The following is a 22,893-nucleotide window of genomic DNA, read 5'->3' on the forward strand; positions in this document are numbered from 1 at the left end:
ATTTAAAATGAGCAAAAAAAATCTAATTAAGAACATTGCGTCACTCAGCGTCGTCCAGATCGCGAACTACGTGCTTCCGCTGATCTCGATTCCGGTGATCTCGCGGGTGATCGGCCCGGACAAGTTCGGGGTGATCAACTACGCGGTGGCTTTTATTGCGTATTTCAACATTCTGATTACCTATGGTTTCGACCTGACGGCGACCCGGAAAGTGGCGCAGGATCCGGAAAATATTGCGCTAAGAAACAAAGTTTTTAGTGAGGTTTTTCAGGCAAAGACCCTGTTATTCATCATTTCCTGCCTGATTTTCACAATCTGTCTCAACTTCGTTCCGCCACTGAAAGTCGAAGCCCGGGTAGCGATCTTTTCTTTCCTTTTTTGCATCGGTACCCTCTTTACCCAAAACTGGCTATTCCTCGCCATGCAGGATATCCCGAAGGTGGCACTGTTTGATTTTATGAGCAAGCTGCTTTTTACGGTGGCGGTTTTACTGGTGGTGCAGCATAAAGAAGATTATGTATGGCAACCGCTGATTACCAGTCTGATACAGATCGTCGTCGCAATAACATCTTTCACCTGGGCTATCAAAAGATATAAACTCAAAATGCGATGGGTAGGATTGGATAACATTTTCGCCTTGCTGAAAAGTGAATCCGTTGTCTTTTTTTCATTCATCCTGATCAACCTCTACACGACCACCAATGTGATCGTACTGGGTTTGTTTCAGACGCCGGAGAATGTCGGCTACTATACCGGCGGGCAAAAATTGATCATCGTCGCCTATTCGGTGATCAGCCTGCCGCTTTCCCACGCACTTTTCCCCTATATCGGCAGGGCATTTGCCGAGAGCCGGGAACATGGTTTGCTCCTCGTACAGAAGATCATTCCGCTCGTTTTTGTCCTTACCGGCACATTGGCCCTGGGTATGTTCATCTTCGGCCCGTGGGCGCTGAGGCTTTTTTACGGACCTGAATTCGAGCCGTCGGTTTTTGTATTTCAACTGCTGGTTTTCGCCCCGATGTTCATAGCGATGGGCAGCATTTTCGGGGTGCAGATTATGCTGAATTTGAAAATGGACAAACTTTTCTTCCGCATCACATTGACTGCGGCGGCGATCAGCATTTGCGTTAATTTCTTGCTGGTCAAACAATTCGGCTATGTTGGGACAGCGCTGAACTGGCTGATTACCGAAATTTTCATTGCTACCACCATGTACATTTTCCTCAGGAAAGCCGGGTTAAATCCGATCAACCTGAAATGGTTTCATCCCAGATCATTCAAAGAACAACTCGATCCGCTGCTGGCCCGCTTCAAAGGCCGGAAGCTGTTCTTGTCGAAAGAATAACATGCTCAGAATAAGCCTAAACGGCTTTTTAGGAGAAAAAATGATAACTCAGCATAAATAAAATGGCAAAAAAGAAAAAACTGATCGTGATACCGCTGGCCGGGCTGGGTAACCGGATGCGGACGCTGGCGTCGAGCGTGCAGATTGCGAAAAGGGATAACCGGGAGCTATGCGTGGTGTGGCCGGTCAATGCAGATCTGGGCTGCGACATTACCGACATTTTTGAAAGTATCGGTATGCCTTATACGAGGCCTTCCCGGTTCGTCAATTTCCTGCTATCGAACCTTTACCGGCTCACATTGATCAGCAAGTTTTTCGGCCTTTACAAGCTCTTCTCAAAGTTATTCGCCGATTACTCGGTATTCGACGACGACATTTACGGCGCAAAGAATAAGCTGGAAATCAGCAATGAATACGATACGATTCTCGTGGCTTCGTGTCTTTCATTTAGCACCCAGGATTACAGTTTGTTTCGCTTTAATGTGAATTTGCGGAACGAAGTGGCGCGCGAAACTGCTAAAATCGGGCAGGAATATATTGGTATCCACATTCGTCGCACCGACCACAAAGACACAATTCAACATAGCCCGGATGAGAATTATTTGAAACATATTGATCATTGCATTCTCGCCAATCCGCAGCAAAAATTTTTCCTCGCCACCGACGATCTTCCTACAAAAGCATTTTTTACAAGTCACTACGAAGGCAGGATTTTCACGCTCGATAGTAAAATGGGACGGGGAAATCTGGAAGGAATTAATGCGGCGATTGTTGAAATGTTAATGCTTTCGCAATCGACCAAATTGCTTTGCTCTGCGATCAGCTCATTTAGTACGGCTGCGATTTTATTAGGCAACATTCGGGATGTGGTATTTGTAGACACATTTGTCGAAAAGGATTATGTGCTGGCTGACGGAGAATTTCCAAGTGAATTTCAAAATCTTTGACCTGTATATAGATGGTGTCAGCGACTTCTTCAAAAACATTAAATCGGCAAACCATATTTCTGGTGGTCCTGATTATCTGCTCCATCAATTTCTTTGAGTTGCAGGCAATCAAGGGTTCAGCATTCAGATATGTGCAGTTCGCGTTTTTGTTATTGGCGATAGTCATTTCAATGCCATATTTATTTATGAAAGGCGGCGGGTTTCTGACGCCCGTCCGCCTAATATTTATTTCAGCATTCATTTCCATTTTTATCGCCAGTTTCACCTGGGACCAGACATTAATTGATTCGCTCGGTGGTACTATTCCCGTACTGGTTTGGGGTGTTCTTTTTTACTTATTGCACATTGCCTATCCGATAGAAAAAATAGAACGGATTGTGCTTGGATACGGCCTGCTTTATCTAGTACTCTATTTCTTCCAGTTCACACATCCGGAAACGGGCTATTTTGTGAAACTGGAAACCGTGGAATCTAGCCGGGGAATTGTGCGGATTGTATTTCCGGGAAGAGGATTATTCTACTTCATGTCCTTCATGGCAATCAACAAATTGACAACCGGACAAAAAAATAAATGGCTGTGGGTCGTACTTTCCGCGCTCGGCATTATCGTCACGGTGATGCAAGTAACCCGGCAATTTATCGGGGCAACAATGGTGATTTATGCCATCCATTTTCTGAGGGGAATTGCATTGTATAAAAAAGTACTCGTCGCCGTATTTATCGCCGGAGCCATATTTGTCTTTTTGCAAACCGACAATCCGATTGTAAGAGGTTTGACCGATACTACGCAGGAACAAGCGGAAGAGGATGGCACCGACAATGTTCGTTACCGCGGCGCGATGTTCTTTTTAACCGATTTATCAAAAACGACATTCAACCGGATATTCGGAAATGGTGTTCCCTATGGAGAAACTTCCGGATACAACAGATATTACGGCTGGCTGATCGGAAATTATGGATTTTGGTTGGCGGATGTTGGCATATTCGCCGTCTATGCCATGTTCGGCGTATTTGCGGTGCTCGGTTATTTTTTGATATGGATTAAAAGCTTCTTTACAAAGCTGCCGGACGAGTACCAATATCTAAAATATTACCTCTGGTTTCTACTATTGACCTCTTTATCATCGGATACCATTTATTCGTCCTACGATTTAATTGCGACCGTAATGATCGTCTATATTTTTCAGGTAGTGTCAACAAAAAAGCCCGAACCGACGCCTGTATTACCGGTAGTAAATGCATATTAAAGGCCAGCCCAAATTATGACCAGACCAACATTAGCGATTATTATTCCTGCTTACAAAGCTGCATTTCTTCGGGAAGCGGTAGAGTCAATCGCACGCCAAACTTGTAAAGATTTTACGCTTTATGTGGGGGACGATGCGAGTAAGGATGATCTGGAAGCGATTATCGAACCCTATAAAAAGGATATTAACATTGTTTTTAAACGATTTGAAAATAATGTGGGCGGTAAAGATTTGGTCGGACAGTGGGAAAGGTGCCTGGAAATGCTCGGTAATGAAGAGTGGATCTGGCTTTTTTCAGATGATGATGTAATGGATGAAAATTGTGTCGAGCTCTTCTACGAACATATTGAAAAACATCCAAGGCATAATCTGCTGCATTTCGATTTTCAAACCATCAACGAAAAAGGGGAAAATCTTTATAAGGTAAGACCATTTCCTAAAATGAGTTCTTCGGTCGAATTGTTTGACAACATTTTAAACCACCGGGTTTTCAGTACGGTGGTTGAATATATTTTCAGACGGGAGGTTTTTGAAAAAGTGAATGGTTTCCAAAGGTTTGACCTCGCCTGGGCTTCCGATAATGCGACCTGGATGAAAATCGGGCTTTATGGCGGAATTCATACAATCGACGGGGCGCTGGTAAAATGGCGCGCGAGCGGCCAGAACATTTCTTCAATTTCGGATAGTGAAAGTATTGTCAACCGGAAAGTCAATGCAACAATCGCTTATTTCAATTGGGCAAAACAATTCTTTATTGAAAATCAGATTGAAGATACGACGACAAATATCGAGAAGCTGAAATACATTATGACCGCGGTAGTCTACACTTCGGCGATCAATTATAATCAGAAATACCAGCTGATCATGAGCTGCCTGAAAGATTTAAACCTGGAAAATCTCAGAGTTGCTTCATTAGCATTGTGGCTCTCCGATGAAACCAAGAAAAGGATCAAAACCCTCATTGCCTACAAGGGATATTAGTAGGCAGTTTATTTAAGAAAAAGATTAGTTATTACTAAAAAATCTCTGAAATGGGCGTACTAATATCTGTTGTTACAGCCGTATACAACGATGAACAATTCATCAGGCAGTCGGTTGAAAGCATTCTGAATCAGACTTATAAGGATATCGAATATATCGTGGTAGACGATGGTTCGACCGACAATACATTACATATCCTGAATGAAATTGCTGCAAAAGACAACCGGCTGATCGTCATTACCCAGAAAAACCAGGGAGCGGCAGCCGCAAGAAATAAAGCGATCCAAACTGCCACCGGAAGATACATTGCCATCCAGGATTCCGATGATATTTCTGCGCCGGAAAGGCTGGAAAAACAGCTTGCCCAAATATTAAAATCAAGTCAGAATTTAATTTCCTGCTCGGGTTATAATGTAATCAATACGAAGGGTGAGGTTATTACGACGAGTAATAAAACGTACAAGGACATCAACAAGAATATTCTCGACGGAAGCACCGCGGCATTGCACCCGACTATGATGATCCCAAGAGAATCCATCATTGAGGCTGGCGGATATGACGCATTTTATGCTAAAACTGAGGACTACGATTTGATATTGAGATTGATTGAAAAAGGTGCGGTTATTGAAAAGCTGAATGAAGTTTTATATGGATATCGCATCCGGGATACGTCGGAAAGCAGCATGAATAATGGCGCGTACATCAAACGAGTTTACGAAAACCACAAAGCCCGGATCAATAATCGCCCGGAAGATTTCTCGGAAGTAATCAATGATTATGTGAAAGATGAACATTACGTGATCAAACGTCAGGTTCGTGAGGTATTTTACTCGGAGAATTATTCCAAGTTTTTGAAATTGTATTTCCAGAATTTTTCAAAACTGCCGGCAAACAATTTCTTTCTGTTCTTTTTATACGCGATTGCTCCTTCACCTCTGAAAAAACTGTTCAGGGCAATGGCGATCCGGTTCGGCGTAAGTGAGTAATGTCCGGACAATTCATTTCAAGATATATAATCAACGTTCCTTTATGAGAATTCTCTGGGTAAATCCTTCCTTCCTTGACTACCGGATTCCTGTATACAAGAAATTAAATGAATTATCGGGCGGTAATTTTCACATCGTGTATTCCAAAAACCGGGTTCCAGAACGCATCGTCACTAAAATTGAAGAAGCAATCGGCGCGAATGCTGTCGGAATGGAGGACGAAAAGACTTTTGGTTATGCCAAAAAAGGTGATTTTGCCAATACCGATATCAATATTCCCTACCAGCCAGGATTATTCAAGGCGATCACCAAAGTGAATGCGGACATTATTCTCGGCGAGGGCTTTTTTCAGTGGACACCGCTGGCATTGCTTGGTGCTAAATTAAAAGGAAAGAAGTTTTTGATCGCCTACGAAAAGACCGCTTATACCGAACGTAACTGTCCGAGGTGGCGCACCATGTACCGCCAGATTATTTCAAAATTTGTAAATGGTTATTCCGTAAACGGCCATCTTACCACGGAATATTTAGCGGAGATTGGCGTCGACAGAAAGAAAATATTCCTGGGCGGAATGTCCGCCGACAGCGAAAATCTTGTTGCTGGGATCAAGGCTTCAACCAAAGAAGCGGAAGATGAATTGAAAGCAAAACTTTCCATCACCGGCGGGCTGACTTATTTATATGCAGGACAGATCATCGAGCGAAAGGGCGTCATTTATTTGCTGAATGCCTGGAAGCAGCATATCAAAAATCATCCGGACGATAATCTCGTCATGATCGGCACCGGACCTCTACTGGAAGAATATCAGAAACAATTTGCCGAATACAAATCAATTAAATTGCTCGGCATGATTGATTACGATACCATTTATAAATACTATGCAATTGCAGATGTATTTATCATCCCGACAATTGAAGACAATTGGAGCCTGGTGGTACCTGAGGCAATGGCATGCGGATTGCCTATTGCATCGTCGATTTATAATGGATGTTATCCCGAATTGGTGCAGGAAGATGTAAACGGTAAGTTATTTGACCCTTTAAAAGAAGATACCATCGTCAACGCACTCGATTATTTTCATCACCAGGATCTTGCCGCGATGGGAAGAAGATCAATGGAAATTGAACGCGGTTATAATGCGGATGCCATTGCGGATAAAATATTCGATTCGTTAAAAACTGTTTATGCAGGTGGTTCTGCAAAAACTGTCACATTGAACGACCACGCGCTGGTTTAACGCGACGAGAGAAACATTCCAAACATTTTTAAAATAGAAAATATGATCGTTCGTGAATCACGCATAAGAGCTCTGGATTCTCTCAGGGGATTGGCGGCTGTGACCGTTGTGATTGCGCACGCATGCGGCATCCTGATCGAAGGCCATAGTTTTGACGAATACACCCCATTATATTTATTCCGCGCCGCGCACGAATCGGTTATTTTCTTTTTCCTTTTAAGTGGATATGTCCTGACCTATCAAATTCTCAATCAGAATGTTTTTAACTATAAAAACTTTATCACATTAAGAATATTCAGGATTTATCTCCCCTACCTGGTCATCATTTTGCTAACCCTACTGGTTTACGCACTTTTCCAAACTACAAGTCCAGAAATGGCCAGCGTATGGGGAAAACCAGTGACTCCGGAAGCAATCATCAACCACGTAATATTGCTGGGGAACTTTGACACCAATGCATATAATAATGTAATCTGGTCGCTGGTACATGAGATACGTGTTGCTGTAATTTTTCCAATTATACTTTATGTAATCTCGCTGGAATGGCGTAATGCGGTATTATTGACATTTGTTTTATCGATGCTGGTCGCTATGGCGGTTGTTTTTGGGATCAGTCACGCGGAAGGTTACAACAACAGCTATTTATATACAGTACATTATTTTTCATTCTTCGTTCTGGGCGCTTTGCTGATCAAATACGGCTCCGTGATCAGCGAATGGTATTTAAATTTAACCGGCAAACAAAGAACTTATATCCTTGTTTTTTGCCTGCTGGTTTTCTGTTATTCAAGAATGGTATTTTTAATTCCGCACAAATTCCATTTGCTGAAAATATCATTGTTCGGCGAGTTTATTGCCGACTGGCTTTCTGCATTATCGGCTGCTTTTTTTATCGTTGCGGCCAGCCAAATTACCAATAAGAAAAATCTGCTTTTACATCCCATCCCCCTCTTTTTAGGAAAAATTTCTTACAGCCTCTATCTGATCCATCTGCCGGTCATTATCGTTTTCTTCAACGTATTTTCCGGGGCTAACAGGTTGGTTCTCATTATGGTTAGTATTGTAGTAGCATTCGTACTGGCATTTTTGTCCAGTAAGTATCTGGAAAGCTCTTCGGCGAGATTGGGGAAGTGGTTCGTATCCAATAAATTGAAGTACTCAAAAGATCCTTCGAGGATAGAATAAGTTCTTTGATTCATGTAGAATAATTGTTATCATTGTATCGAAAAGTGGCCTTTAAAACCGCTCAGTGCGGTTTCTGTGCATTTTTCAAGTAGTACAATAAAACCTCCTACCAGGGTGGGCGCCACCCAACTTACCAACAAACGTCCTTCGGGATTTGACCAGAATGATGAAAACTCCTTTACTGCTGATCATATTTTTGATCGTTTGCTTCACTATGCCTGCCGTCGTCCGCGGCCAGGGATCACAAAAAGGGACTGTTTACTACGTCAGCCAGAACGGTGGAAATGGGGACGGAACCAGCGACGCCACCGCATGGAGTTTCAGCAAACTGAACACCGCACGGCTGCTGCCCGGATCCACAATCCTCTTTAAAAGAGGCGATTACTTCTATGGGAGTCTGAACACCAACATCGGAAATTCCGATAACCCAATCACTTACGGGGCATACGGCTCGGGCGCAAACCCGGTCATTACCGGTTTGTCCACCCCTACTTCGTGGACTGCTTCCGGCGCAAACATTTACTATACGACCATCGATGTACCCGAGCTGAATGTGGTCGTGCTCGACGGCAAGGTGAGACCCATGGGCCGCTTCCCCAAGACGGGTTACCTTGTTTTTAATGAACATTCGGAGAACAACTGGATCGGCGGGCCGAGCATTGGTTCACTGCCTTTTAACCCGACTGGCGGTGAAGTTGTGATCAGAAAAATCCGTCAAATTACTGACAGACATATCATTACATCACATTCCGGCAATCGGCTCGGCCTGTCGTCGGGCGGCGCATACGGCACGGTTTTCCTGAACAATACCAACGACGGTCCGATGGACGGAAACGGATATTTTATTCAGGCACACATCAAAACCTTGACAGATCTGGGCGATTGGTATTACGATAAAGCCAACAAACGTCTGTATATGCACTTTGGCTCAGGCTCGCCAGACGGCCATAATATTAAGGTAAGTACGGTGGCTACCCTGGCACAGATGGACAACAAAAGTCAGGTGGTTTTCAACAACATAGACTTCGAGGGTGCCAACAGAAACGCCATCACGATGAATAATAATGATGGTATCACCTTCATCGACTGCAATTTCAGCAAGAGTTTCGGAGCGCTTTTCGGGGACAATGGTGTGCGTAAACTGACTTTCCAGGGCGGCAGTATGACCGACATTCTGAGCAGCGCCATTTTTATTCCCAGCAATGCCTCGGGTATCACGGTCGACAATGTGCGTATAACCGATACGGGCATTATTCCGGGAGCCGGCGGCAGCGGCGGCGCTCAGCAGGTGGGTGTCTGGCTGGCCGGCGACAACCTGACTGTCCGGAATTCTATTTTCAAAAACATTGGTTTTCACGCTATTGCGCTGCACGGCGACCACACGCTGGTGGAGCAAAACCTAATTGACCGCTACGGTGTGACAAAAGATGATTGCGGTGGCGTGTATGAATTTCAGTTCGCGAATGTGACCAGTACGGATAAAATCATTCGTAAAAACATCATCCTCAATGGTATAGGTGAACCTACGGGTGCTCCTGCCTGGGAACAATATGGCCAGGCGTCGGCAATTTATCTGGATGTGGCGGTGAACAATGTGCAGGTTTCCGACAATGTGCTGGCGCATGGAAACTGGGGCGGGCTGATGCTGATCGGCGCGGGCGTCAATAATAAACTGACCAACAATCTTGTTTACGATTTTTCAAAAGGACTTTTGATTTACAGCTTTGAAAGTTTGAAAATTAGAAATACCACGGTAACCGGTAATACTTTTATTGCCAAAACTGCTAAACAATATCCTTGCTATTTACAAATGTACGCCAGCGACGATCCTTCCCAATATGGCACATTTAATAATAATGTTTACGCAAGACCGATCGATGATAATAATTCAATTGGCGTAAATAAAGAATATTCCGGTGGCAGTGGATTGACTATTTTGTCGCTGGCAACCTGGAAATCGAATTTCGGCCAGGATGGCAATTCATCTAAATCCCTCGTTGCTGCCGAACAGGAAAGCAGTTTTCGTTTTGACTATAATTATGCAAATGACGAAGTTACCTTACCGCTGAGCTCCATTTTTTCCGACGTGCGGGACAACATATATACTTCTAATGTAAAAGTGCCTGCTTTTGGGGGAAGTGTTTTGGTAAAAGTGGCAAACATTGTGCAGACTGTTAATTCAGGCAAATGGAATGATCCGGGCGTGTGGTCGGGTGGAAGTGTTCCCGGAACAAAAGAATATGTGATCATTAATAAAGGCCATACCGTTACGGCTGATCAAAATATATCTCCAAAAAATATCCACGTAAATGGCGAGCTGCTTTTCTTAGGCGATTATAAAGTGGAATAATCGAATTTGATTTAATTGTCTTATAAATGAAAAACCGTGATGCTGTTTCCAACATCACGGTTTTTTTATCTTGAATATTTATTAAGCCGGCTGCTGTTTCAATCTCAGCATTACCAGGAGCAGGTGCCAGAAAAATACCACCTGGTTACCCATATTTCTTTTGAATATTTCAGGTCTGTATAAAATCCGGAACAACCAGCCCAATCTGATACGGAAAAAGAAAGGGTGAATTTCCTTTTCAGTTCCTGCAAACCAATCAAACACCGCGCCGATACATACAGTCAGATTGGTATTCAATTGTTCTCTGTGCTGCACCGACCATTTCTCTTGTTTTGGAGCAGTCATACCAACAAACACAATGTTCGGTTCAAATTCATTGATCGTATCGATCATCTTCTGGTTATCCTCGTCAGAAAAAACAGGCTTGTAAGGAGGCGAATAAGTACCTACCGTTACATTTGGATATTCAATCTTCATCCTGTCCCTTATTTTCCCTAAAACTTCCTCAGACGAACCCAGGAAAAACACTTTTCCGGAAGTAGCTTCCATCCTTTGAATAAAGTGTTTGTAAACATCCGGTCCCTGATTTCTTTTAATGTTTTTACCCATTAAAAAGATGGAAGCCAAAGCAAAATAAACGCCATCCAATACCAGAAAATCGGTCTTCTGAAGTGTATCCTTAAAGTGGGCATCTTTTACGGTCATACCATAATTGTTCGGGCTGATAGAGCAGCAAAGAACCCGGTTTTTTACACCCTGAATTGGAATTTTGGACAGCTTGTCATTAAAGACTTTAAATCCCCAGATGGAAGTGAAATTATATTGTGAATTCATAATTGATATTGTTTTGCGAATGCCCGTAATGAAAATAAGTTATACGTAGGCTGGTTGTTCGGCACCGGAAACGACACTGATCCAGTCAAAAGTTTTAGCCATTCCTTCCGCAAGAGGCGCTGAAACTTCCCATCCTAATTCTTTTCTGAATAACCTGTTGTCAGAATTTCTTCCACGCACACCAGTCGGGCATTTGAATCCGTATTTCTGGATGAATTCTTCGCCGTAGATATTTTTGATCGTGATATTCTTTCCTGAAATATCGATCGCCATCTGAGCCAGCTGGTTGATCGTCACTTTTTCTTCCGAACCAATGTTTACCGGTCCTACGAACTCGGATTCCATCAGGCTCAACACTGCTTCCACGCATTCTTCCACAAAAAGGAAGGAACGGGTTTGCTGACCGTCACCCCACACTTCGAATTCACCGCCATCAGGTGTTTCGGCTGCTTTTCTGAGCATAGCAGCAGGTGCTTTTTCCTTGCCGCCTCTCCATGTTCCCTGTGGTCCAAAAATGTTGTGGAAACGTGCCACCCGTACATTCAATTTGAAGTTGCGGCTGAAAGCCAGGTACAAGCGCTCGCTGAACAGTTTTTCCCATCCGTACTCCGAATCCGGGTTGGCAGGGTAAGCTGAACTTTCTTCGCAGTTCGGGTTGTCCGGGTCAAGCTGGTTGTTTTCAGGGTAGATGCAGGCGGAGGAAGAATAGAATACTTTCTTCACTTTTTTCACGACTGCTTCTTTCGCCACATTCAGGTTGATCAGCGCCGAGTTGTGCATTACATTGGCATCGTTCTGACCGGTGAAAATGTAGCCGGCACCGCCCATATCCGCTGCAAGCTGATACACTTCGTCGAAGCCTTCGCCGATCACAAGTTCGACGGTTTTAGGATCTGTCAAATCGCCAAGAATAAATTCATGACATATTTCACGATGATCGAAATATTCGTGGTTTTTAATGTCGCAAATGCGCACATAATTTCCATCTTGTTTCAATCTTTTTGCGAGGTGACCACCGATAAATCCACCGCCGCCCAATACGATTACTTTTTTCATTTCTGCTAAGTAATTGAGGTTTATTATATTATTGAGTGATATATTTTGATAATGCTAATTTTTAATTCACTTTATTGAAATACTTGCAATTGAATTACAAAGTATTTTTACTTGTACCGAAAATTGACGTTTAAATATTCAAAATTCTTTCTGATATAGCTTCACCATAATTGCCTGACAAACAATGAGTTGACAAATGTTGACAATCACAATATTTCGGCTTTTGCTATATATTTCTACACCGTTTCTACAACTATTGTAAGCCGTAAAGCGAGTTAAATGCTAATATTAATTAAGATATAATTGGCGGGTATTCATGAGTTGAATAACTCAAATCTTCGAAAGTGATTACAAATACATGCGAGCTGTAATTAAATTTGATTAACACTTAATAGAGGATTTGAGGATTCAATTAATTATAAATAAGGGCTTATTTTCTTAATCGTAATACTAAATTAAAACCCCGCTAATTTCTATATTTTTTTTTGGGGCGTTAATCCTGAAATTCGTGGTAAACCGAGGAAAATTGGGGGTCATAACTTTAAAATATGGAGCAAAAATTGGCTTGTTCGGCAGTGGGCACCGCGTGTCCGTATGCAAAGGCGCATGTTGGAAAAAGCCTATATTGTCCAGATTTTCAGTCCATTTAATAAACTGGCGATCTGTTTGCTATACGAAAGCGTAGCATACAACCTGTAACCTGATGAAAGAGACCCAACTGGAAGAATTTGAAGGAATCGTCCTGCTGACGATTGCGCTGCTATGGCAGGCGGAGAAGTATTGCGGGAGGCGAGAAAATAGTCGCGGCTTATCGGACCGTATTTTCCAAAACAATCACGGACGGCCCGCTCGTGAGCCATTTCTCACCAAGACCGGTGGTATCGCCCCGCGGGAGCAGGTATACGAATGATCCCAGCACGACGTCGGTATCACCGTCGGCGTCCATATCGCCGGCATCCATCACAATCCAGCGACCTTTGGAATCTTCGGGAAAAGAGTAGTCGTCAAATTTCAGGTTACCCTTATTGTTCAGGTAAATAAAACTTTCCTCGGGGTAGCGCAGATAATCCGGAAAGAACGAAATGGCCGCGATATCCAGGTCACCATCCAGGTCGTAATCCCGGACGATCGCCTTATACGCACCATTTAACTGATAGAAATAAGCCTGCTTGAAATTGGATTTGCCATCACTCAGGTAAACATAAATGCCATGGTAACTTTTCAGCATGGGCGTTTTATCTGCATTATCGCCGCATACATAGATAATGTCGTCAAAACCATCTTTGTTAAAATCGGCCAGTTCAATGTGCTGGGAGCCGTTTAGCGGCAAAAATGTCAACAATCTTTTTTCCAGGAACTTGCCGGAACCCTGGTTTTCGTATAAAAAAACACCCTCGTCACCCTGCGCCATTAAAACGTAAATGTCGGGCTTCCCGTCTTTGTTCGCATCTTTTATGACCGCACTGATCGCCCCCGGCTTCTCCCGTAAAGTCCTCTTTTCATACCCGCCGCGACCATTGTTCAGATACCACGAAAGCTGTCCGGTTTCATTTCCATACTCGCAGGCCACCACATCCTCATGCCCGTCCTGGTTCAAATCGCCGTATACCATAAAAACCGGCCGCAGCAAATTAGGAATCGCCGTATCCAAAGGTTTGTAGCCAAGCTTACCAGCCGTTTTGCTCAGCCGCTGCAAAGCGCCGGCGGGCGCATCCGTCGGGAAAACGCCGCGGCCTGTGGTGGTGAGAAACAAGGTTTTATCGTTTTCGTAAAAATGAACAGGCGTCGATTCGAGCGGCATACTGTAACTTTCGCTCAGATCCTTATTCAGGAATGTGAGCACATTCCGCCTGCCTTTTGCGTCACCAAAAACAATCCCCTGCTTGTCCGGAAGTATCTTAACCAGTGTGGTCAGCGCAGGTCGGTTCGCAAAAGCAGGCTCTCTGAATTTGAAATGTTTCAGCCCCATGCGGATTTTGGTTTTCCGGACTGGCGGCGCTATCGAGTCGGGCGCATTGTCCATGAAATATTTTTGGATTTTATCCCAATCCGCTTTTGCCATCACCGGAGATTCAGGGTAAATGCCTGCCGCTTTGATAACGTCGCCACCTTTATTTGCATCAAACAAACTATCCGGTCTGACGCCCCCCGCGTACATGCCCATCCTGTGTCCCATCGCAGGCAGCACGTCCTGCCAGGCAGTTTTTGGCAAAAGTTCGGGGCTTACAAAAGTGTGGCAGCGACTGCAATGTGCAATAGCCAGCTCCTTGCCGGCAAGTTGTGAGGCCGGTGGTTCCTGTAACTGTTTTTGCTCGTTTTGCTTTTTTGTGGTGCAGGCGGCCAGCAAAGAAAAGAAGATTAAAACAGGCAAAAGTGGTCTCATAAATCGAAAAGGGTTTTGGAGGGGCTAAGTTAAAAGATTAAACATGGCGGGACGCACAAAAAAATGCCTGTCAGCGGAAGTAAATCCTATCCTGACAGGCAAATGATACGAGTGCGGCTATCCTTATTTAACAATTGGGATTAACCAGAAAATACTTGCCTGGATAACGCTGTTTTTAAAATCAGGACTGATGTTTTGTCCTGTAAAATCCCCTACTTTGGAAAACCCTGCCACATAGCGTGCGCCGATTCCCAGCCCGATCGGTGATTGATAACCAATACCTACACCACCACCCAGGTCGAGATTCTTGGCAAAATTATCGATGGTCTGGTCAGGAACATTAGAAGAAGCCCGGAAGCCTACCTGCGGACCAAATTCAAAGTAGAAACCGCCACTAGACTTGAATTTCAACATAATAGGAAGCGTCACATAATTGATCTTAAAGTCAGATTTCGTTCCGCCACGATCCACTTTTGCGCCTTGGGTCGAGAAAAGCACCTCAGGTTGAATAGAAAAAACACGACCCAAGCCAAAGTTTAGCATACCACCCAAATGATAGCCGACCAGCGCATCCGACTCAATGTTTCCGCCAGTGTAGTTGCTGATGTTCAAACCAGCTTTTGGGCCAAAGCTAAATGACTGAGCAAAAGCTGTTTGTACGGAGAAGAACAAGGCGATTGCAAATAATAATTTTTTCATGATTGAAAAATGGGATAAATGAAGTTAATGAAGGGCGTCGCAAATCATCTTCGCAGTGCTTTCTCACAAGTATGTTGACTGCAAGCCATTTGTCTGCAAATGATTTGTTTGGCTATTTACAAACATCAAAATCCTGTGCCAGGTTTTAGGGTGTAGAGATATGGTCTGGAATGATTTTAGCATAAAATTGCCGCAAATCAATTACAGGTAAAATGGCGATTCAGCAATCCCTACCATTTTTTTCCGGTACCAGCGGTCTCGTTCTGCCCGTGCCGAACAAGCAATTTTACCCGCCGGAATTCCAGGGCAAAAGTCGGCTGACTTATTATGCCTCCATGTTTAACAGCATTGAGATCAACAGTTCATTCTACAAGGTGCCGCTGGCGAGTACTGTGAAGAACTGGGCGACGCAGGTGCCGGAAGATTTCCGGTTTACTTTCAAGCTTTGGCGTGATATTACGCATCAAAAAGGGCTGGTTTTCAATCCCGAAGATGTGAAACGTTTTATAGGAGTTATCAATCAGGCCGGAGATAAGAAGGGCAGCCTGCTCATTCAGTTTCCACCCTCCCTGAAAGCAATCATGCGCCCGCAGCTGGAAAAGCTGGTGTTGACCATTTCGGAGGAAGATCCTGACAAAGAGTGGGATACGGCATTAGAATTTCGCCACGATTCGTGGTACGAGGAAGAAACATTTGAACTGCTCGAACATTTCGGTTTTGGTATCGTCCTGCACGACAAGCCCGGATCGGCGCCGGATGTCGTCGACTCTGACCTCAATTTCAGGTACCTCCGGTTTCACGGCCCCAAAGGTGATTACCGCGGACAATACGAGGACGATTTTCTCTACGAATACGGAGAAAAGATCCAGGATTGGCTGAGCGAGGGCAAAACGGTTTATGCCTATTTCAACAATACGATGGGCGAGGCAATGAAAAACCTGAAATTGCTTAACGCTGTCACCACAGCTTCTCCTCTTTCATAAATCCGGTGGCGGTAAGTACCTGCATGAGGATACTCGTCACCAGCATCGCGCGTACCACGATAAAAAGCGCCCGATAATCCACCTGCGGTTCAAGCACAATCACCAGATAATAAAGGAGAATGTTGGACATCGCCAACACGAGGAATGTAAAAAATTTACTGAACATGTGATTTGGGTTTGTTACACGAAGATAATCACACGACAGCTTTTTGGCATAATTAAATTTTTATTACGTGGCTCAGCCAAGCCGCTTATCTGTAGGCAAATCTTCCACCCTTAATATTCTAACCAGCGAAGCAAAATCCGGAAAATTGGGGTTTATGATAACATTATGCTCAGAGGGAACCACGGCGCTTTTGACTTTGAATGCAACAAAATTTCTTTCTGAAATAATTTTATCGCCCATTTGCCGGAGTTCGAGGTTATCGGGTTCCCGCCAATTATGGGGCAGGTCGGTGATGTTAATCTCTAAAACGGGAGCACTTTCGTTTATTTCAATAACTATGACAATCATGTTGTCTGGCAAATCTTCGAGATCGACATGAACGAGAATTTCGAGTAGCGCAAGTGCCCTCGATTCGCTGGTGTAAACTGCGTGGACGCCCTGACTATTCCACCGGCCGCCCTCATTTGCCGCTCCCTGACCGGACAAATCATTACTCCTGGACTTTTTCTTGACGATGCGATAAACGATCATGAATACACTCCTTCGTCAATTCGCCCAAGGATTTGGTTAACCATTCTGATCCCGGTCGGGGTTTTTAACAAATCAAAAGGACGCTTGCCCCTTAACGCCCTGTTTTCCTTGTGCAGCCAGCGCCTAAACTTGTATTCATCTTCAAAAACCTTGATCCCATGTGCCACCGTATTGGCAATTTCGATGGACTGCGAGGATACTACGCTGTCAAACGGGTCTGACTCGTTTTTTCTCGAAAGCGTTTTATAGGAAAGATTTAGAAGCCCCGCCATGTCTTTCATGGGTATTTCCATAACATCCGCGAGCGAAAGCAAGGCAAGCTTATTGACACCTAAAAGTGAAGCTTCCAGTAGATCAAGACTGGAAGTAGGTTCGGAAGGGATGAATGTTTCAGCACCTAAAATTTGCCACACAAATTTTTCCAGTGAAATATCGCTGCGAACCTCTCCTGCGTCATCATTCCAAACCCGCTTTTGCTGAATAGCTTTCATAGTGGACATTTTTCCAAATATACGATAAAAATGTCCGCTTTTATCTGATACAATATCTTCACTTCACATCCAAATCCAAAATCTGCTGCAAATACTTCCCAGGCAGAATCATGTCCCGCAGCATATTCTGCAACCTGAAAATCCGCAGCAGTTTGTAAGCCGGTAATAGGAATGTCAGAATGGATTTGTCTCCCAGGCGTAGCAGCGAGGTAACCTGGCTCGGGCAGATTTGAGCTTGAACTTGTTTCAATAATGTGTATCTCCCCCAGCCCAAATGTTTTCGGTACTGTTTATAGAGGTCAATGGAGTAGCGGCTTTCGATGAGGTTTTCCTGTAAATGTGCGTCCCGCATTGTTTCCCAGGCTGGAAATGTGACAGGCAGGCCGGAGATGCCCATCCCCGCTCCTACCTGGTGGAAAACTTTGAAAATTTCTTCTTTTTCAAGGTCCGTAAGCTTTCTTTCCAATAGTTCAAATGACCGGATCGAGTAGTCGATGAGCATGAATAATACGTCCCGGTAAGCCCAATCCGGGATCTTTGCGCCGCGCTTGTTTTCTACTTCCCGGTGGATCGCTGCGATCTGCTCGATCGCCCGCATTGCGCCGGTGTAATCTGAAAATACGATTTTCCGGGCATAAGTAACTGTGGAAAATAACCTTCCCAGCGGATCAGCAGGCAATTTTCCTGTGAAGTAAAGCCAGTCGACCGATTTGTTCAATGCAAATTCTGCCGAAGCCCCGGCAAAAATAAAAAGTATCGTATCTGCTTTGCCCCAGATTTCCCGCACAATCGACCCTTCTTCAACAAACCATTTTACTGTCGAAAATTCTTTTTCCAATTCCTGAACCTGAGCTTCCATAATTTTAATATTAAAAAGTACTTTGAGTTGCAAAGTAATCTATTTATCGTTTCTCTGTCAAGCGTATATAAATGTTTGAGTCCAATTTTTCTCCCATACCTCCGGCGCAGTTCAGATCATAATATGTGCAGTTGATCCCGCCGATTTTGCAATGTGGCAATTCAGTCATAGCATAAAAACCTGTCGCGAATGAATTTTGAACCAGCATTTAACAATCAGCCAAAATGAAAAATAAGATGAACAACTTTTCCCACAACAAATTTCTGCGCCAAATTGGTCGCCAGGTCACCAAGCAGGCATTCTTGATCACACTCGCCGCCTCCTGCATTTTTTCCTGCGAAACGAAGGACGACATGCAGCCTGGCGGTGGCGACGGTGCGGGAAAATCGGGTTACCTGGTGGGTAAAGTGACGGATCAAAACGGCCAGGGCGTGGCCGGAGCAACGATTTATACTGCCAATACCGTTTTCAAAGACCGCGGCGCGGAGGTTACTTCTTCTTCAAATGGTGCATACAAAATCGCGATGGTGGAAGGCCTGGGGCAGTGGATTGCGAAGGCGTATACTTTGGCCGAATATAACGGCCGGGTTTATAAAATGCCGCTGCATCCGGAAAATTCGGATTCGTTTACGGCCGAAGAAAAACCGGTGCGAAATTTCGAGTGGCGGATCCAGGGACACATGCCGGACAAAGGCCTGAATCTCTATTATGGTGGCTCGGCCGAGCTTTACCGCGATCTAAATTCGAATCTGTATGATTCAGAAAATGTGGAATTTACATTTACGCCAGTCGGTCCGCTGATTGATGGTTCCGCAGGCAAAACATTAAAACTAAGCGGCGGAAAAAGTGGCTCCAACAACTATAACCGCATCGACGACATTCCCATCGGCCGCTACAAAGTTTCAGCAATTTACAAACCGACCGGGGAAACATTGGGCGTACGGGACGCCTGGAATGATTACGATTATTATACAACAATCACCGTGGATTTCATGGGAACAGAAAACTCCTACCGCGCCAATCAAATGGGCATCGGGTTTACGGACCTTTGACCTCACTTTCGCTGCTGCGCGAAAAGCCAATCCATCAAACCTGGCGTATTTCGCACATCAGACCAGATATCATGGCCGGCCTGGGAAAATTCGGAGTAGCGGGGATTTCCACCGGCCTTTTTGATAGCCGCGATCATATCACGCGTGCCGCTCACCGGCGCCAGCCGGTCGCGGGCGCCATGAAATGCCCATACCGGCATATCGACTAATTTCGAAGCATACTTCACATCGCCGCCTCCGCAAATAGGAATAGCCGCAGCAAACAAGACAAACAATCAGCGGATAACGTTTAGTCGAATCGTAATCAATCGGGGTCACAAACTTGTATCGCAATGTGTCGCCAGAATCGTTAACATAGTTTTTGGCTCCAAATTTCTTTGCCTGCCTGATCGCCTCCGGGGTTAGTCTGAAAGGCGCTATGGCCCTCGCACTTTCACTGGCAAATCCAAAACCAGCCAGTATCAAGGCGAAAATAGCCACCACTTTCAAAAGCTCTCTCAGAACTCGCGGAGGGGCTTGCTGCTGATCGGCCACCAGCCTAGACTCTTCTATTAAATTAATCAAAAAGAAAACCGGTACAAGAATGCTGACCAAACCTGTCGCCCGATGAATATTTTCAAGTACCGACCTCAGCCCGACATCGGCGGTTTTAACAGCCCATATCAATGTAACCAGCAAAACAGGCCCTGCTATCAAAGCGAGCAGGCCGCCACGCTTCAACCAGGGACGTGCGCGTGCAGGAGAAATGACCAGGCTCGCGGCATACAAAATGCCGATGCTGATTGTGATTACCGAAAACGGCACATACATCTTTTGTAAATCTCGATACAGCAGCAAGTTAAATACGAGCACATATTGACAAAAGGTCGCCACCGTTGCCGCCGTGCCCGCAAAAAATGCAAAAATCGATAGCCTTTCCTGAAAAAATAGTGGAGTATCGAAAAAGAAGATATCAGAAAAATGAATGTTAAAACCAATAGCCAGGGATAAAACGAGCCGAAAACTACTCTCTGTCAAGCCCTTACATACATCATCAGTTTATTGCGTATTTAAACGGTTAGCTTCGCTGCCTGGCAACCTTTTAGCGCTAACCGACTGTCTATGTAACCGGATACTTAACGCCCGATCCTGCTATGAAAAATTGGTTTCCCTTACTTCTCTCAATGCTCATTCTTCCGGCAGCCGCGCAGGCGCAGTGGACGAGGCAGATCGGTATCAATGTTGTCCCGCTCATTGCCAGGACTTTGGAAGTGAACAGCGAGTTCAGCGACCATCCCGGATACGGCCTGACTTTAAGTGCAGGGCATACATTCAGAACACCGCATACCGGCCTGATCAATTATGATGTTTACGACGGGATCGACGACCGGAAAACGTCCGGAACATTTGTCAAAGCCGGTATCAAACTCAACCTGAACAGCATTACGGGAACCGTGCAGCGCACCAACTTTTACATTGGCACGGCGCTGATTTTATCACAATACCGCCAAACCGCCATGAAAAGAGAGTTGGACGATGTCGACAGAGTAACTTTTCCTGTTTCGACAAGTGGGGTTACACTTTGCCCGGCCGTTTCCATGGGATTTACAACAAAAATTGGCAAGCATTTAATCTTCGATTGGGGTGTCCAGAAAGCCTTTGTGTACCGGGAAGATGATTTTATAGGCACACGGGCCAGAAATTACCAGCCTGGGGCTGGCGCAGAGCAGGCCACTCCCTTTGTTTCTTACGTTCAGGGAATGTTATCGCTGAGATACCGATTTTGAAATCCGGGTTTCAATTCAATCCCAAAAATTCCAGCACCATCGTCGCCGTCGCCTCGGGCATTTTGCTGCCTTTTGTATATGAAATTTCTTCTCCGATAAACGAGCCGTGCGTGCCGGGAATGACGGCCAGCCGGGCATCGGGGATGAGCTGAGACATCGCGACGACGTGCGGTACCGTAATCACATCTTTATCTGCGACCATCAGCAGCGCCGGTGCTTTTATGGAACGCAGGTCATTGTCGGTCCAATCCTTGAATGCGATGCGCCGCGCCCGGTCTTTTTCAAACATTGCCTGCAATCCTTTCGGATCGGGATTGACGCGCATATAACCGGTTTTTAGCAGCTCGGGCATGCTTTCGATCGTCGCGGTTTCCATAAAATCAAAGAAACCTTCCATCATTCCGGCCCGCGTATAGTTGGAAGAAACAACAACAATTTTATTCAAAATCTCAGGATAACTCATCGCGATTTGCATCGTGGTGCAGCCACCGTCGCTAAAACCCAGAATGTTGGCCTTTTCGACTTTTAAATGCTTCAATAAGGCAACCACATCACTGGCATCTTGCTGGTAGGATTCCGGCGCGGCGCGGTCGCTGGTGCGGCCGTGGGCTTGTAATTCTACTGCAATCAGCTGGCTGTGAGGGGCAAGCAGTGGTATCAGGTTTGCAAAACTCGTTTCGATCGTCGAGCCGCCGCCATGGATGAGTACCAGCGGCACGCTGCCCGATGGTAAATCCGACGCTCCGCTCTCGCCGTGGATTTCGTAGTACATTTTCAGCCCGTTGACCGGGGCGTAGCCGGATGATTTTAATGTGACCATTTTTCTGGATTGTGCATTTGATAAAATGCTGGTTCCAAAGAGCAGCAAGGCCAGCAGGAACCAGTTTTTGAGTTGGAACAACATATTATAAACCCGCTTTCCGGTTTTGCAGATAAGCATCGAGCTTCGCGACATTCTGCTTCAATCCTTCGGCCGCATTGTGAGCCTTCACCACGCCGCGAAGTAGCTCCGCAGATTCGAAAAGCATTTGCCATTTAAGGAAAGTCTGTTCACCAAGCGCCTCAAACTCAACCGTAGCCGTAAAATGCGGATGCGAAATATGGTCGTAAACCAGCTTTTTAAAAGGGATCACTTCCCGAAATACGCTGCGATTGGGATAAACGGTCCCATCCGGACTGAGCATCACCAGATCCCACGCGCCGCCGGCTTCCACATCCATGACCGAAATGTCCGTCGAAAATCCGTTTGGCCCCCACCATTTCGAAATGTGCTCGGGTTGCGTCCACACCTCCCACACCAGCTCGATGGGCGCATTAATGGTCCTGGTAATGAGCAGCTCACGGTCACTCGTACTGCTTTGTTCATTTGCCATACCGCTCTTTTTTTAGTTGTTCCAAATACTTTTCCATTTCGTCCAGCTTGCTTTCCCAATGTTGGCGGTACTGGTCCACCCACACCGACACTTCACTCAGCTGCTGCAACTGCGCCTCACAAACCCGGTCACGCCCCTCCTGCCGCACCCGGATCAAACCGCAATCTGTCAGAATCTTCACGTGCAGTGAAATCGCCTGCCTTGTCACATCAAACTGCTCGGCAATCGCATTTACATTCAGCGGCTTGGTTGAGATCATATTAATGATCGCGCGTCGCGTCGGGTCTGCGATGGCCTGATATACATCACGTCTCATTTCCATAATATGCAAGTAAGTACTTGCGAATTTAAAGGCAAGCATTTACTTGCACAAACATTTCCGAGACTTTATTTTGTGAGCATTACTTGTTTAAAAAGGAATG

At 45.1% G+C, this 22,893-nt stretch carries 24 protein-coding genes; 11 read left to right on the forward strand and 13 right to left on the reverse strand.

The features are described 5' to 3' along the window. Positions 1-7: 7 nt before the first annotated feature. The 8 genes from FEN17_RS08965 (at position 8) to FEN17_RS09000 (ending at position 10,278) form a co-directional block, all read left to right on the forward strand. Positions 8-1,345, forward strand: coding sequence for a flippase (locus FEN17_RS08965; RefSeq protein ID WP_138364919.1), 1,338 nt, complete (start codon positions 8-10; stop codon positions 1,343-1,345). Positions 1,346-1,407: 62 nt separating this feature from the next. After that, the gene (locus FEN17_RS08970) at positions 1,408-2,292 is read left to right on the forward strand and encodes an O-fucosyltransferase family protein (protein ID WP_138364920.1); all 885 of its coding nucleotides are present in this window, start codon (positions 1,408-1,410) and stop codon (positions 2,290-2,292) included. A 62-nt stretch (positions 2,293-2,354) separates the two neighbouring features. Further along, entirely contained in the window at positions 2,355-3,539 is a 1,185-nt protein-coding gene (locus FEN17_RS08975; RefSeq protein ID WP_138364921.1) for a hypothetical protein, read from the forward strand. 15 nt (positions 3,540-3,554) lie between these two features. Continuing rightward, positions 3,555-4,520 (forward strand): glycosyltransferase family 2 protein, encoded by a 966-nt coding sequence (locus FEN17_RS08980; RefSeq protein ID WP_138364922.1) that lies wholly within the window; start codon positions 3,555-3,557, stop codon positions 4,518-4,520. Positions 4,521-4,570: 50 nt separating this feature from the next. Continuing rightward, entirely contained in the window at positions 4,571-5,506 is a 936-nt protein-coding gene (locus FEN17_RS08985; protein WP_138364923.1) for a glycosyltransferase family 2 protein, read from the forward strand. Between the two features lie 43 nt (positions 5,507-5,549). Then, positions 5,550-6,743, forward strand: a complete 1,194-nt coding sequence (locus FEN17_RS08990) for a glycosyltransferase family 4 protein (RefSeq protein WP_138364924.1) — start codon at positions 5,550-5,552, stop codon at positions 6,741-6,743. A gap of 42 nt (positions 6,744-6,785) precedes the next feature. Continuing rightward, positions 6,786-7,928, forward strand: a complete 1,143-nt coding sequence (locus tag FEN17_RS08995; RefSeq protein WP_138364925.1) for an acyltransferase family protein — start codon at positions 6,786-6,788, stop codon at positions 7,926-7,928. 163 nt (positions 7,929-8,091) lie between these two features. Next, positions 8,092-10,278, forward strand: coding sequence for a right-handed parallel beta-helix repeat-containing protein (locus FEN17_RS09000; RefSeq protein ID WP_138364926.1), 2,187 nt, complete (start codon positions 8,092-8,094; stop codon positions 10,276-10,278). An 81-nt stretch (positions 10,279-10,359) separates the two neighbouring features. On the opposite strand, the gene FEN17_RS09005 is transcribed toward FEN17_RS09000, so the two are convergent. From FEN17_RS09005 to FEN17_RS09020, 4 genes are all read right to left on the reverse strand, one after another. Continuing rightward, complete coding sequence (locus FEN17_RS09005) at positions 10,360-11,112, reverse strand: WecB/TagA/CpsF family glycosyltransferase (protein ID WP_138364927.1); 753 nt, start codon at positions 11,110-11,112, stop codon at positions 10,360-10,362. A gap of 39 nt (positions 11,113-11,151) precedes the next feature. Further along, the gene (locus FEN17_RS09010; RefSeq protein ID WP_138364928.1) at positions 11,152-12,168 is read right to left on the reverse strand and encodes an NAD-dependent epimerase/dehydratase family protein; all 1,017 of its coding nucleotides are present in this window, start codon (positions 12,166-12,168) and stop codon (positions 11,152-11,154) included. Positions 12,169-12,976: 808 nt separating this feature from the next. Next, positions 12,977-14,551, reverse strand: a complete 1,575-nt coding sequence (locus FEN17_RS09015) for an FG-GAP repeat domain-containing protein (protein ID WP_138364929.1) — start codon at positions 14,549-14,551, stop codon at positions 12,977-12,979. Positions 14,552-14,674: 123 nt separating this feature from the next. Further along, positions 14,675-15,250, reverse strand: coding sequence for a porin family protein (locus tag FEN17_RS09020; RefSeq protein WP_138364930.1), 576 nt, complete (start codon positions 15,248-15,250; stop codon positions 14,675-14,677). A gap of 212 nt (positions 15,251-15,462) precedes the next feature. Here FEN17_RS09020 and FEN17_RS09025 point away from each other — a divergent pair, with 212 nt between their 5' ends. Then, a complete protein-coding gene (locus FEN17_RS09025; RefSeq protein WP_138364931.1) occupies positions 15,463-16,233 on the forward strand; it encodes a DUF72 domain-containing protein in 771 nt (256 codons plus the stop codon). Here the strand turns inward: FEN17_RS09025 and FEN17_RS09030 are convergent. The 4 genes from FEN17_RS09030 to FEN17_RS09045 form a co-directional block, all read right to left on the reverse strand. After that, positions 16,208-16,399, reverse strand: coding sequence for a hypothetical protein (locus tag FEN17_RS09030; protein ID WP_138364932.1), 192 nt, complete (start codon positions 16,397-16,399; stop codon positions 16,208-16,210). The genes FEN17_RS09025 and FEN17_RS09030 overlap by 26 nt on opposite strands. Positions 16,400-16,471: 72 nt before the next feature. Then, positions 16,472-16,930, reverse strand: coding sequence for an RES family NAD+ phosphorylase (locus FEN17_RS09035; protein WP_138364933.1), 459 nt, complete (start codon positions 16,928-16,930; stop codon positions 16,472-16,474). After that, positions 16,927-17,421, reverse strand: a complete 495-nt coding sequence (locus FEN17_RS09040) for an Xre family toxin-antitoxin system antitoxin (RefSeq protein ID WP_171037877.1) — start codon at positions 17,419-17,421, stop codon at positions 16,927-16,929. The genes FEN17_RS09035 and FEN17_RS09040 overlap by 4 nt, the downstream gene beginning before the upstream one ends. A 58-nt stretch (positions 17,422-17,479) precedes the next feature. Then, positions 17,480-18,280, reverse strand: a complete 801-nt coding sequence (locus FEN17_RS09045) for an oxygenase MpaB family protein (protein ID WP_138364935.1) — start codon at positions 18,278-18,280, stop codon at positions 17,480-17,482. A 224-nt stretch (positions 18,281-18,504) separates the two neighbouring features. Between FEN17_RS09045 and FEN17_RS09050 the strand changes: the two genes are divergently transcribed. Next, positions 18,505-19,332, forward strand: coding sequence for a carboxypeptidase-like regulatory domain-containing protein (locus FEN17_RS09050; RefSeq protein WP_138364936.1), 828 nt, complete (start codon positions 18,505-18,507; stop codon positions 19,330-19,332). A gap of 2 nt (positions 19,333-19,334) precedes the next feature. On the opposite strand, the gene FEN17_RS09055 is transcribed toward FEN17_RS09050, so the two are convergent. Both FEN17_RS09055 and FEN17_RS09060 read right to left on the reverse strand, forming a co-directional pair. Continuing rightward, positions 19,335-19,532: an alpha/beta hydrolase family protein gene (locus FEN17_RS09055; RefSeq protein WP_138364937.1), complete on the reverse strand. Its 198-nt coding sequence runs from the start codon at positions 19,530-19,532 to the stop codon at positions 19,335-19,337. After that, positions 19,471-20,142, reverse strand: coding sequence for a hypothetical protein (locus FEN17_RS09060; protein WP_205748113.1), 672 nt, complete (start codon positions 20,140-20,142; stop codon positions 19,471-19,473). The genes FEN17_RS09055 and FEN17_RS09060 overlap by 62 nt, the downstream gene beginning before the upstream one ends. Before the next feature lie 323 nt (positions 20,143-20,465). Between FEN17_RS09060 and FEN17_RS09065 the strand changes: the two genes are divergently transcribed. Next, entirely contained in the window at positions 20,466-21,098 is a 633-nt protein-coding gene (locus FEN17_RS09065; RefSeq protein WP_138364939.1) for a hypothetical protein, read from the forward strand. 10 nt (positions 21,099-21,108) lie between these two features. On the opposite strand, the gene FEN17_RS09070 is transcribed toward FEN17_RS09065, so the two are convergent. The 3 genes from FEN17_RS09070 to FEN17_RS09080 are packed head-to-tail and all read right to left on the reverse strand — an operon-like array spanning position 21,109 to position 22,793. Continuing rightward, positions 21,109-22,002: an alpha/beta fold hydrolase gene (locus tag FEN17_RS09070; RefSeq protein ID WP_229208741.1), complete on the reverse strand. Its 894-nt coding sequence runs from the start codon at positions 22,000-22,002 to the stop codon at positions 21,109-21,111. A gap of 1 nt (position 22,003) precedes the next feature. Continuing rightward, positions 22,004-22,471, reverse strand: coding sequence for an SRPBCC family protein (locus FEN17_RS09075; protein ID WP_138364940.1), 468 nt, complete (start codon positions 22,469-22,471; stop codon positions 22,004-22,006). Further along, on the reverse strand, positions 22,461-22,793 hold the full coding sequence (locus FEN17_RS09080) for an ArsR/SmtB family transcription factor (protein WP_138364941.1): 333 nt from the start codon (positions 22,791-22,793) through the stop codon (positions 22,461-22,463). Before FEN17_RS09080 ends, FEN17_RS09075 begins: the two co-directional genes overlap by 11 nt. Positions 22,794-22,893: the final 100 nt, after the last annotated feature.

Source organism: Dyadobacter luticola, assembly GCF_005860805.1.
Lineage (GTDB): Bacteria > Bacteroidota > Bacteroidia > Cytophagales > Spirosomataceae > Dyadobacter > Dyadobacter luticola.